This window comes from Microcystis sp. T1-4, from assembly GCF_000297435.1.
GTDB lineage: Bacteria > Cyanobacteriota > Cyanobacteriia > Cyanobacteriales > Microcystaceae > Microcystis.
In genome coordinates this window covers 1-11,617 of sequence record NZ_CAIP01000113.1, presented here as the reverse complement: position 1 = coordinate 11,617, position 11,617 = coordinate 1, and the positions used below count along the sequence as shown (strand labels likewise).

The 11,617-nt window shown below is 44.4% G+C and carries 12 protein-coding genes and 1 pseudogene; 5 read left to right on the top strand and 8 right to left on the bottom strand.

What is annotated here, in order from left to right:
- From MICAI_RS26915 to MICAI_RS06350, 5 genes and pseudogenes are all read right to left on the bottom strand, one after another.
- Positions 1–101: pseudogene (locus tag MICAI_RS26915) on the bottom strand (nucleotidyltransferase domain-containing protein); the annotation flags it as partial.
- A 465-nt stretch (positions 102–566) separates the two neighbouring features.
- Positions 567–1,061: a mechanosensitive ion channel family protein gene (locus MICAI_RS26910; protein WP_232306150.1), complete on the bottom strand. Its 495-nt coding sequence runs from the start codon at positions 1,059–1,061 to the stop codon at positions 567–569.
- Complete coding sequence (locus MICAI_RS26905) at positions 1,031–1,237, bottom strand: hypothetical protein (protein ID WP_008199341.1); 207 nt, start codon at positions 1,235–1,237, stop codon at positions 1,031–1,033. Before MICAI_RS26905 ends, MICAI_RS26910 begins: the two co-directional genes overlap by 31 nt.
- 318 nt (positions 1,238–1,555) lie before the next feature.
- Positions 1,556–2,725, bottom strand: coding sequence for an HhoA/HhoB/HtrA family serine endopeptidase (locus MICAI_RS06355; protein WP_008199335.1), 1,170 nt, complete (start codon positions 2,723–2,725; stop codon positions 1,556–1,558).
- A gap of 273 nt (positions 2,726–2,998) precedes the next feature.
- A complete protein-coding gene (locus MICAI_RS06350; protein ID WP_008199333.1) occupies positions 2,999–3,667 on the bottom strand; it encodes a hypothetical protein in 669 nt (222 codons plus the stop codon).
- 208 nt (positions 3,668–3,875) lie between these two features.
- On the opposite strand from MICAI_RS06350, the gene MICAI_RS06345 reads away from it, so the two are divergent.
- Positions 3,876–5,996: a serine/threonine-protein kinase gene (locus MICAI_RS06345; protein WP_008199332.1), complete on the top strand. Its 2,121-nt coding sequence runs from the start codon at positions 3,876–3,878 to the stop codon at positions 5,994–5,996.
- Between the two features lie 25 nt (positions 5,997–6,021).
- On the opposite strand, the gene MICAI_RS06340 is transcribed toward MICAI_RS06345, so the two are convergent.
- Positions 6,022–7,401: an aromatic ring-hydroxylating dioxygenase subunit alpha gene (locus tag MICAI_RS06340; RefSeq protein ID WP_008199331.1), complete on the bottom strand. Its 1,380-nt coding sequence runs from the start codon at positions 7,399–7,401 to the stop codon at positions 6,022–6,024.
- A 193-nt stretch (positions 7,402–7,594) separates the two neighbouring features.
- On the opposite strand from MICAI_RS06340, the gene MICAI_RS06335 reads away from it, so the two are divergent.
- Positions 7,595–8,038, top strand: coding sequence for a hypothetical protein (locus MICAI_RS06335; RefSeq protein WP_008199325.1), 444 nt, complete (start codon positions 7,595–7,597; stop codon positions 8,036–8,038).
- A 42-nt stretch (positions 8,039–8,080) separates the two neighbouring features.
- A complete protein-coding gene (gene aroQ / locus MICAI_RS06330; protein WP_008199320.1) occupies positions 8,081–8,536 on the top strand; it encodes a type II 3-dehydroquinate dehydratase in 456 nt (151 codons plus the stop codon).
- A 204-nt stretch (positions 8,537–8,740) separates the two neighbouring features.
- On the opposite strand, the gene MICAI_RS06325 is transcribed toward aroQ, so the two are convergent.
- Positions 8,741–9,322, bottom strand: coding sequence for a hypothetical protein (locus tag MICAI_RS06325; RefSeq protein ID WP_008199312.1), 582 nt, complete (start codon positions 9,320–9,322; stop codon positions 8,741–8,743).
- Positions 9,323–9,527: 205 nt separating this feature from the next.
- On the opposite strand from MICAI_RS06325, the gene pyrH reads away from it, so the two are divergent.
- Positions 9,528–10,250, top strand: a complete 723-nt coding sequence (gene pyrH / locus MICAI_RS06320) for a UMP kinase (RefSeq protein ID WP_002732255.1) — start codon at positions 9,528–9,530, stop codon at positions 10,248–10,250.
- A gap of 13 nt (positions 10,251–10,263) precedes the next feature.
- Complete coding sequence (gene frr, locus MICAI_RS06315; protein ID WP_369751901.1) at positions 10,264–10,785, top strand: ribosome recycling factor; 522 nt, start codon at positions 10,264–10,266, stop codon at positions 10,783–10,785.
- A gap of 397 nt (positions 10,786–11,182) precedes the next feature.
- Here frr and MICAI_RS06310 read toward each other — a convergent pair whose 3' ends face one another.
- Positions 11,183–11,512, bottom strand: coding sequence for a type II toxin-antitoxin system PemK/MazF family toxin (locus MICAI_RS06310; RefSeq protein WP_008199306.1), 330 nt, complete (start codon positions 11,510–11,512; stop codon positions 11,183–11,185).
- Between the last annotated feature and the right edge of the window lie 105 nt (positions 11,513–11,617).

Genomic DNA, 11,617 nt, shown 5'->3' with positions numbered 1-11,617 from the left:
TCCCTATGCTCTCCACGCGCTCTAGAACCGAAGAGAATTAATAGTTTTAAATTCGGTAGTTTTTCGACAATAGCCGTAATTTTTTCTACTAGCCTATTCATATTTAGCTCCTATCAAAAAAATGGCGAGAATCCGATGGAGATATCGATCGATCTCCGTAGCGTCTGTCTATGTTTATTATCAAATGCGGAGGAAGCAAAGAGCAACTAAATCCCAGAAAAAGTGTCCGTACACTTTAACATACTCATCTCTTGGTAGCCTCAAACGGCATCAACAGATCCACGCCTCACCCCCTTTACCTTTGAACCGATGAGCGAGAGAACAACAAAGCCGATTGACCGCTCGCTATAGAATAGGGTGACAGGGAAGAATGAAGACTACTCTCGTCACTAATCGGATAAATACTAAATCCTGTTTAAAAAGTATAGGAGAGTGGGGAGTGGGGAGTGGAAAGTGGGTCTTTAAACTTGGATTGGGAATTAATCGCACAAAAACAGATTTGGTATCAGTTTATACTTTATTTTGATCAGAAAAGCTGTATAAAACTGGTCTTCGCTTAACCCGGTCTATCGATTGTGTAAAACCGTGTGGGTAGCAGGAATAGGATAGCCCGCTTCACCGAAGGATTCATAGATAACCTTATTAGTGTCAAAATAGACCTGCCAATAGTTATCGTTACTGCAATAGGGACGTACTGCTAAGAGAAGTCCGGAGGGATTAAATTCTAAAATTTCCACATCGGGAGCGGGATCAGTCAAAACATTGGGGATACGGCTAATTTTATCCTTTAACAGAGCGATCGCTTCTGGGACATTTACCCCGTGACTTAATTGAGCGGTCAACTCCACACGACGATAGGGATTAGCGGAAAAATTTTGAATACTCCCAGAAAAAATGCTGTTATTGCCGACTACAGTTTTAATGTTGTCAGGAGTGTTAATAGTAGTGGCAAATAAACCCAATTCGTCCACCGTGCCAGTTATACCTCCCGCAGAGACAAAATCGCCCACCTTGAAGGGACGGAACATAACTAGAAAAGCCCCGGCGGCAAAATTGGCCAACAGCCCCCCCAAGCGGCCCTGATCGCAATACCAGTAGCGGCTAAAAGTGCGGCAAAAGAGGTGGTTTCAACGCCAAAAAAGCCCAAAATCGCCACGATCAGGACAACTTGCAGGGCAATGAGGATGAAAGAAATGATATATCTAATGATGGTAGGATCGACGTTGCCCTTAGCCAAACTGGTTTTGAGCAGATTAATCGCTAGATTAATTAATCATTTACCGATAAACCAGAGTAGGATCGCCCCGATTAATTTCGCCCCGAAGCTGATCGCTAAATCCCTGATAAAGTACACTTGATTGCTAACTTGAGCCGGATCCATAGTTATTATCCTCGCAAAGAAATCAAGCTAATTTACACACAGATTATAGGGGCGAGAGCAAAAACCGAGAACCATCTCAAGGAAAAAACCCGATTTGCTGATGGGGGGATTTTTCAGTGAACAGTAAACAATAAACTGAAAACTTACATCTGATTACTGATTACTGATAACTGATTACTGATTTGACATTTGGGCGGTGATTACGGTGAGATCGATCGCCCTTTCCCCCCTTCTGATTCTGAGGGGTAAAGATTGACCGATTCCAGTTTTTTCCACCATTTCCTGTAACTGACCGCCATCGCTAACCGGTTGATTATTAGCTTTGACAATCACATCCCCGCGACGGATGCCGGCTTTTTCGGCGGGGGTATTGGGTAGGACTTTCACCACCAAAATTCCCGACACTTCCGGCACGATCATGGGAGAATTGGGGTTTTGATTATTAGCCCGGGCTAAATCGGGAGTTAGGTTAACCATCTGCACACCGATATAGGGATGGGCCACCTTTTGACCTGATTCTAGGGTCGCTTGTAACTGCTTGGCCCGGTCGATGGGAATGGCAAAACCGATGCCCATGGCATCAGCACGAATGGCCGTATTGATGCCGATGACTTCCCCTTGGGCGTTGAGTAAAGGACCGCCGGAATTGCCGGGGTTAATAGCGGCATCGGTTTGGATAAAATCAATGCGTTTATCGGGAATACCCACCTTAGCCGCCGAGCGCCCGATCGTGCTAATAATTCCTAAAGTTACCGTATTATCTAGACCGACGGGATTGCCTACTGCGATCGCCCAGTCCCCCACTTGTATGGATGAGGAATTGCCGAGGACGGCTACAGGTAAATTTTCCCCTTGGGGATTAATTTTCACTACGGCTAAATCAGTGATCTCATCAGTACCGCGTACTTCTCCTTTAAAGCTACGACCATCTTTTAAAGTTACCGTTACCTTATCGGCATTATCGACCACATGGGCATTAGTTAAGATTAAACCGCTGCCATCGATAATAAAACCCGATCCCTGGCCCGCCACTCGCTGCTGGGTGGGAACACGAAACTGTTCCCCAAAAAACTGCTGAAAAAAAGGATCATCAAAAAAGGGGCTATTGGGACGAGTAATGATCGCTTCGGTGTCAATTCGCACCACTGCCGCACCTGTGCGGGCCACTGCCTTAGCGACAAAACTTTCCGCCGTCATCTCTGGGGGGATTCTGGCCAGATCGGTGGCAGCAGTGGGCAGATTTTGAGCATTTACCGCCGCTAAACTGCTAAAACCGAGCATAACTCCCAGAAAAGTTGCCAAAGCGTGGGTAATAGTTCGCCGTAACCCTGTAGGAAGTTTCATACTTTGATCTCTGATTCTGATGTTTTAACTATTTCTGTCTATCGGTTGACAGACCGACTATTAAAAATCTAACAAATCCATCGCTCCGATTAAATCCAGAAATAAGCTAAGACGTATTTAAATCGCTTATTTTTAGATTAGCCGAATCTCCCCCAATCCCTTTACTGTTGCCTCTTGCCTCATCTCAACAGGCAATTTAAATTACGAACAGCTTAACCAATGAGTTGACACCAAATCCGTCTGCTGGCGGATTTGGTGATGGTTTGCCGTTTACTAATCTCTGATCACTAGGGGCGATTGCAGGGTAATATTTAAATCTCGATCAGGGTTAACAGAGTATAACTGCGCGGAACTACCACCGACAATTCCCGCCGTCGGTAAACCCCATCCTGCAAGGGTTCCCACGGCTGCCCCCGCTAAGACATCGAGAACTTCAATCTTGCGATCGCCTGTGAGAGCAGCAATCGCTGTGGCTGCCCCCGCACCGGCGACGGTTCCCGCTAAGATATCTTGAGTTTTTGCCCCTTTACGCACGGTTTCAGTGGTAGTAATTAATCGCGAAGTGGCATTGAGGGGAATAGTACGATTACCCCCATCGAGGGCAATTTCATCGGCAATAAAGCGCACACCTCGGCCTGCCGCTTCTAAAGTACCCTTAACTTCACTTCCCGCTGCAATCACCACACTCCCATTCCGGTCACGAATATCTCTGGCTACGGTTAAAGTCAGAGGAATAACATCACTTTTAGAAACTAAAATTTTATCGGCTTTCTCGTAATTCAAAGGGATAACTGTTCCCGCCGGAATCGAGATTTGTTGAGCGATCAGACGTGGCCGATTAACATTACTTTGAGCGAGGACGGGAAAAGTACCGGACATCGACCCCATGAGCAGGGTAATTAGTAAAGCTGTGCCGGCTCTAGTAACAGGATTGATAGACATAGCGGTTATCCTCTCAAAAAACAACAGTGAACCTTCTCTGTTTCTAGATTATTTTTTTCTGTCTGTCATGTCAGTCCCCTCCACAGGGAATTTTTTCCCTCTCTATAGGGAAAAAAGTAGAATGGGAGAGTTGCCGCATTTTGTCCAGCGACCGCAAAAGAAAGCCGAAAAGCCTAGAATAGTAAAAAACCTTGGATTGCCATCGTCTATGGAACTCGCTGCCGGAAAAATCCTTAGTCATCGCTACCAGATTATCCGTCAATTGGGAAAAGGGGGATTCGGACAGACTTTCTTAGCCTGCGATCGCCAGTTACCCAATCAAAATCGCTGTGTGATCAAACAATTTCAACCCCAGTGCCGGGATGCCGAAACTGTAGCCATCGCTAGACGACTCTTTGAAACCGAGGCGAAAATCCTGCAAGAATTGGGCATTCATCGTCATATTCCCCGTTTATTTGCTTATTTTGAGGAAAATGGGCAATTTTTTCTCGTGCAGGAATACATTGAAGGGGAAGATTTAGCCAGAGAAATTACTGCCGGTGTCTATAGGCAAAATGAAGGGAAAGTGGTGGCTTTATTAACAGAAATTCTCTCAATTCTCGAATTTGTCCATCAGAAACAGGTGATCCATCGCGATGTTAATCCCTTCAATCTTATTCGTCGCCGTCAAGATGATCAATTGGTTTTAATTGATTTTGGTGCTGTCAAACAAATTAGCACTCAAGTGGTTAAAGAAGGTAAAACCGTTTCTACAGTCGCTATCGGAACCCCCGGTTATTTCCCCAGTGAACAGGCCCAAGGTTATCCGCGTTTTAGTAGCGATATCTATGCCACTGGTATTATTGGATTACAAGCTTTAACCGCTAAAAATCCCGAAGAGATTCCACTGGATGATCGCACGGGGGAAATTCTCTGGCAACATTTGGCCATGACTAGCGCCGAGTTTAGTTATGTTATCGAGCGCATGATCCGCTATGATTTTCGTCAGCGTTATACCAGTGCCAGTGAAGCATTAATCGATCTGAGAAAATTAGGTAAAATTCATCATCTCGAGCCGAAAACTACCTATGTGAAACCTCAAGGTCAGGTTGCTCGTCAAGGGAAATCTTGGCTAACAAAAATCTTGTTTGTCTCCGGGACAATTGGCTTAATAGCTGGTGCTTATCTAGGTTTTAATTATTGGCAAAATTCCCGTAATTCTCTTGATTACTATCAACAAGGTCAGACTTTTTATCAACTTAAACGCTATACCGATGCCCTCAATTACTATGGTCAAGCATTAAAAATTAATCCCGATTATCTTGAGGCATGGCAAGGAAAAGCCGATACTTTATTGGCTTTACAAAGATACTCGGAAGCTTTAAATACCTACGAGAAAGCTATTCAAATTAACCCAGATTCCGCTTGGCAAGCTTGGCTCGGTCGCGGAGAAGCTTTAGATAAATTAGGCAAAAATCAGGAGGCCTTAGAAAGTTTTGAGCGGGTCCTATCTCTTAATGCTGCCGCTAGTCAAGCTTGGCAAGGTAAGGCCGATATCTATCTAGAACTGCAACAATATTCCGCCGCCCAAAAAGCTCTGGAAAAATTGTTAACTTTTCAACAAAATGATGCCAAAATCTGGTATAAAAAAGGCTGGTCATTACAGAATCTTGAGGATTATGAAGGGGCAGTTAAAGCCTACGATCAGGCTCTGGTGATCGAACCAGATAATTCCTTAATTTGGTATCAAAAAGGTAATAGTTTCTATCAATTAAATAGAATTAATGATGCCTTAGAAAGTTATAGCAAAGCTGGACAATTTAATCCCCAATTTTCCCAAGCTCACTATAGTCAAGGGATTATTCTGCAAAAATTAGGCCGCAAGTCAGAAGCTTTGCAGGCATTTACGCAAGCAACTGAGGCCAATTCTAATTATTATCAAGCTTGGTTAAATCAAGGGGCATTACTTCATCAAATGGAAAGATTTCAAGAAGCGATCGTCTCCTACGAAAAAGCTCGCCGTATTTCTTCCCAAAAAGCCGAAGTTTTTATCGGTATCGGTAACGCTTGGTATCGTTTAGGCGACTATTCCCAAGCCATAAACGCCTATCAACAGGCGATTCAAAGACAAAAAGATAACCCCGAAACCTGGAAAAGTTTAGGCAATAGTTGCTTTAAACTCGGTCAATACGAGCGAGCGATTCAAGCTTATCAAGAATCACTGCGTTATCGTTCCAATGACCGAGAAGTGCAAACACAAAAACAACTGGCAGAAACTCGCTGGCAAGAACTTCAGCAATCTCTCCAAAACCAAACCCCGAAAGTGGATAGTGAGGAACCAGTTCCCTAACTTCCGCTCTTTTTCGGCAGCTTTATCACTTTTTACCAGTATTTCTCGGCAATAATTCCCGTCCTTGATAAAACTGTTTTATCAGTTCTCCCAAGCGCCAATAAACTGCCACCATAAGGACAGTTAATGCTGTCAGCACTGTCACGGGAAGGAGGGCCGATTGAGCGAAAATTAGGGCTAAAAGTGGTAAAGATAGACCAAGAATAATGGCGATCGCTAATGTTAACCCCCGGAGACGATTAATATTTTTTAAAGCCCCTTGACAAACAGCACAATTTTTGGTATGGGAGTGATAGCGTTCCAGGAGAATCTCTTTTGATTGTAGGGGGGGGAAAGGTTGACCGGCAAAAGGATCAGCTTGGTATTGATTAACCCAATTGCGATACTCGAACACGAATAAATCCGCTTTGGTGGGGAGATAACAAGCTTGACTAAAATTCCGACTATCCCCCCGAGCTTGCAGATAACGCTCTTGATAGTAGAGAAAAATCTGATCATCTTCGAGAATAGCATTTTGATTGATGTGGGAATACCAAGTGGGAGTAAGCTTAATGAAGAATTTCGGCAGCTTAGAGTTAAATTTAAAGGGAAAACGAGCAAAGAGACGACATTCTCCCTGACGGATGGGGGTTGCATAGACAGCTGTTAAAGTCCGTCCGAACTTTTCCGAGGTGAGATCGTGGTAAATTAATCCGGGGGCGATAAAATTGCTGTATTGCTGACCTAATTGACCTTTACGCGGTCCTTCGGGCCAAATTCCCTTAAATCCCTGACGATTGGACTCGATAATTTCTAATTCCATAGGAGCGGCATTGGCCCGATTACCGATGGTGAGATGATGGGTATAGGGAACATGACTAGAATCAATAATATTTTCGATTAAAGTGACGGCCGAGTAGGGTAGATCTCGGAAGGTATCCAAACAAATCCAAGCATCAGCATCCTCCTCCAGGGGTTCAATAATTGGAATCGCAGTCAGGGGAGCATTTTCGGGATTACCCGCATAAACGAATAATAATCCCTGACGGATAGCCGTGGGTAAAGACCGCACACAAGCGCGTCGAGAGGTGTTAGCTTGACTGTTTTCTGGTTGTTGGGGAATAAATTCACAGTTTCCTCCCCCGGAAAAAGACCAACCGTGATAGGGACATTCTAGATGTCCGCTTTCGTTAAGACGACCTTCTGAGAGAGGAGCGAGGCGATGGGGACATTTATCCTCAAAAACTCGCCATTCTTGCTGATTTTTGTCCCACCAAATCACTAAATCCTCTTCTAGTAGGGTAAAGCGTTGGGGCTGCTTTTTGTCTAAATCTTTGACGTAGTAGATAGGATACCAAACTTGACGACAATCAAAGCGATCGATATCTGTTCCCCCGACGGGATGGGCAGCAGTGCTGGTCAGCATAAATTTTAAAATAAGTTAACATTTCTCCTCCAAAATCTAACAAATTTAATCGACAAAAGGGGACAGATGCCGGTATCTGCTGGGGAAACAAACACTGGCACTACATTTTGGGGTGATAATTAAAGGGTAGTCTCCCATGGATAAAGCGAGAATGGGAGAAGGATCAAGATAAAACTAAGGGGAGTTTACCAGAATGTCCGGAGAAACCGTCACTTATTCCCTAGAAACTATTCTGACCAGGATCGAGGGAAAAATAGATAATCTACAAAGGGACGTTAATCAAAAATTTGACAAGATTGATGAGCGCTTTGACAGAATCGATGAAAGATTAAATAAAGTAGAGATAGGATTAGCTACTTTAACCGAGAAAGTCGTAGGGATGGATAAACGACTCGAAAAGGTGGAAAACGAACAAGTTAAATCGATAGGATTGGTCGCTTTAACCGAGAAAGTCGGAGGGATGGATAAACGACTCGAAAAGGTGGAAAGTGAACAGGCTACCATGATTAAAGCTATTTCTGACCTCCAGGGATTCCGAGGTCTGATTCTGCCGATCATTGTCGGTGCGCTCAGTGCTACTATTGGTGCAGTGATTACCGTAGCGGCAAAAATTTTCTTGATCGGCAATAGTCCCTGATCGAGATAAGATTAATTCTCGTGGTCTAGATGGGGGAGATTGGTGAATAAACTAAGCATTCTGGTTCTGCACGGACCGAATTTAAACCTATTGGGGAAAAGAGAGCCGAATCTCTACGGTAACGTTAATTTAGAGACGATTAACCAGTTTTTAAGCGAAGAAGCTACCCGTTTAGGGGTGAATTTAACTGCCCATCAGTCCAATCAGGAAGGGGAATTAGTGGACTGGATTCAGCAAGCATGGGGTCAGCAGCACGGTATTTTGATTAATGCGGGAGCTTATACTCATACCAGTATCGCCATCCGCGACGCACTATTAGGCACAAAAATGGCCTGTGTGGAAGTACACTTAAGCAATATTTACAAACGCGAGTCTTTTCGTCATCATTCCTACATTGCCGATATAGCCATCGGACAGATTAGCGGTTTTGGGTCCGAAAGTTATCGCCTAGGATTATGGGCCTTAGTCGATTATCTGCAAAAGAATAGAGAAGGCTAATTAGGGCTTGCTCAATAAATCTAAAAACCTTGTTGGGTAAGACTTTTAGACTTTTTGGTTTCCAAAAAGTACCAGATCCCGGAGTGATCGGGTGGAAAATTCAGGGACTTTTTCCCTGAAAATTAGGTAATTGACCCCCTCAAAATCTCTAAAACCCTACACCCCCCCTGCCCCCACCGAAAAACTTTTTGCCGCAAACCCTAATTAGGCAAGGGATTCTACCACTTCTAAGAGGGGACAAAAGGGAAAATAGGGGGAAACCGTCCAACGATAGAACTTTTTGCTGCCGGTGGACTGGAGATTAAAACGCAGGGAAACAAAGGGAAAAAAGGGAGATACGGAACAATTCCAACTGAAAGCTGGCTTAGAAATGCTATTATCGCCCTGCAAAGACCAAGCAGGGTATTGAAAAACCTCCCGGACAAGGGATTTTCCTTCATCGGTAACTTGAGCGCAGCTGCGACTAATGCCCGAAACCAAACAGAGACTATTACCAGTACAATTGTCATTAGAAGCCACGATCAGGAGATCTTCCCCGGTGGTGGTTAGTTCAAAAGTGATAAAATCTCCAGCTTGCCAACGACTAAGCACTTGTCCTTGGGCATTCTGGTAGATAGCGCTGCAGTTTTCGGGATCAAGAAGACGATTACTATCGGGGTCTAAGTAACCGCAAACCTTGCCCATCAGACGAGTTCCATCCTGAAACTCATACATCCAATCAAAGGTATCGGTTTTAGCGTCCCTTTGATTGTTTTTGTTAACCAATAGTAATCGATCGCTGACCACGGTTATTAATTCTCAATAAAACTAAGCTTCCCTTAATAACAAAGGTATCACTAAATACTAATTTCCCAAGGAAAAGATTTATTAATCTTAACTTGTCGGCCCCGGGGGAGAGTAAACTGGTCAGCTTAAATCAAGGCCAAAACCTGCTATCTTATGGGGAGACAAAAATTATCTAGATCTTGTTTTAGCGAGTGGTAGTAAGGGCATGGCGTACAAGCGGGTATTATTAAAACTGAGTGGGGAGGCCCTGATGGGCAATCTCGGCTATGGGATCGACCCGATGGTGGTTTCCGCTATCGCCCAGGAAATCTCCGAAGTGGTTGACCAAGGCATCCAATTGGCGATCGTGGTCGGTGGGGGCAATATTTTTCGCGGGGTGAAAGCCGCCTCGGCCGGCATGGATCGGGCTACGGCCGATTATATTGGTATGATAGCAACAGTCATGAACGCTATGACCTTGCAGGATGCCCTAGAACGAGCGCAAGTACCGACCAGGGTATTAACGGCGATCGCTATGCAGGAATTAGCTGAACCCTACATCCGCCGGCGGGCCATCCGTCATCTGGAAAAAGGTCGGGTGGTGGTTTTCGGTGCGGGATCGGGTAATCCTTTCTTTACCACCGATACCACGGCAGCCCTGCGCGCTGCCGAAATCGATGCGGAAGTGGTGTTTAAAGCGACGAAAGTGGATGGGGTTTATGATTCCGATCCCTCTCACAACCCTAATGCGCGACGCTTTCAAAGTCTCACCTACGGTCATGTGCTGACCCATGATCTGCGGGTGATGGACGGAACTGCGATCGCTCTGTGCAAGGAAAATAATATCCCGATAGTCGTTTTCGATCTGTCGGTAGCAGGTAATATTGTTCGCGCTGTCAAAGGTGAACCCGTTGGAACATTGGTAGGAGGATTCTGTGAAGTTAGCTGAAGTTCAAGACCATATGCAGAAAACCGTCGAATCAACCCAGAGAGCTTTTAATACGATTCGTACTGGCCGGGCAAATGCTTCTCTTTTAGATCGGATCGTGGTGGAGTATTATGGCATGGAAACTCCCCTCAAGTCCCTGGCGACCATTAGCACTCCCGACGCAACCACGATCGCCATTCAACCCTTCGACCGTACCAGTATGGGGGCGATCGAAAAGGCGATTTCTCTCTCGGACGTGGGTTTAACCCCCAGTAATGACGGTCAGACCATTCGTTTGAATATCCCTCCCCTCACTAGCGATCGCCGCAAGGACTTGGTCAAATTAGCGGCGAAATTAGCCGAAGAGGGAAAGGTGGCTGTCCGCAATATTCGCCGGGATGCGATCGATGCTATCCGTAAACAGGAAAAAAGTCACGAAATTTCTGAGGATGAATCCAGGGATTTACAGGATCAGGTGCAGAAATCCACCGATAAATTTATCGCCAAAATCGAGGATTTATTAGCGACAAAAGAAAAAGATATCATGACCGTTTAAGTTTTTTTCTCCTAATTGATAGAACAGGCTTTTTGTCTGTTCTATTTGGCTTTTTGTCCCTATTTAGGGGCTGCTGAATAAATGGGAAATATAGACGAGGTAAGGGTTTTATACTAAATCCGCTGAGTATAGGCTATTTATGAGGACAGGCAATAGGCAATAGGCAAAAGAGGGAATAAATAATCATTTTTTAAAAATGGATTTGGTATCAGATCAGAATATGAAAGATGGCATGCAATCCTTGCTATCAAAGTAATTTCAGTTCCAAGCTGATTCGGATCATCTTTCAATTTGACAACGCCTATTGGAAGATTAAACGTCCGAAGTAACCGTGAGCGGCGATGCTGTACGCTTTTTTTATGTTAATGGATTCTTTAAATCCTTTTATAACCCCCTATTATTCGAGTTCTTGATGTTCAATAACCAACTTAATTCCCTGAATAATTAATTTGATTTTTTCCCGAGAAAGTCTTCCGATAGACTCCGTTAAAAGACGTTTATCAACCGTGAAAACCTGTGAAACATTAACAACACTGGATTCAGGTAAATTCCCTTCACCCTCATTCAATAAAACATTACCAATGGCTTTTGCTCGTCTCAAATTGGTTGTTAATGGACACACAATAACCGTCCCAATTTGTGACTGATTCAGAGCATCATTTTGCACCACAACACAAGGACGAAGGCTCTCCCAGCTTTGGTGGGTAAAATGTATTCTAAGATACATTTCTCAAGAGCGAGGGGGTGGAACGAACCACAAAGACACAAAGGACACAAAGATCGATCGATCCTATGTCAATTAAACTTATCACACAGAACCTAGAAGAGCCGG

What these genes read in the sequence shown, in the direction of transcription:
- MICAI_RS06345 (WP_008199332.1), top strand. Translation starts at nt 3,876, where the DNA reads ATGGAACTCGCTGCCGGAAAAATCCTTAGTCATCGCTACCAGATTATC.
- MICAI_RS06335 (WP_008199325.1), top strand. Translation starts at nt 7,595, where the DNA reads ATGTCCGGAGAAACCGTCACTTATTCCCTAGAAACTATTCTGACCAGG.
- MICAI_RS06340 (WP_008199331.1), bottom strand. Translation starts at nt 7,401, where the DNA reads ATGCTGACCAGCACTGCTGCCCATCCCGTCGGGGGAACAGATATCGAT.
- MICAI_RS06355 (WP_008199335.1), bottom strand. Translation starts at nt 2,725, where the DNA reads ATGAAACTTCCTACAGGGTTACGGCGAACTATTACCCACGCTTTGGCA.
- pyrH (WP_002732255.1), top strand. Translation starts at nt 9,528, where the DNA reads ATGGCGTACAAGCGGGTATTATTAAAACTGAGTGGGGAGGCCCTGATG.
- frr (WP_369751901.1), top strand. Translation starts at nt 10,264, where the DNA reads ATGCAGAAAACCGTCGAATCAACCCAGAGAGCTTTTAATACGATTCGT.
- MICAI_RS06310 (WP_008199306.1), bottom strand. Translation starts at nt 11,512, where the DNA reads ATGTATCTTAGAATACATTTTACCCACCAAAGCTGGGAGAGCCTTCGT.
- MICAI_RS06350 (WP_008199333.1), bottom strand. Translation starts at nt 3,667, where the DNA reads ATGTCTATCAATCCTGTTACTAGAGCCGGCACAGCTTTACTAATTACC.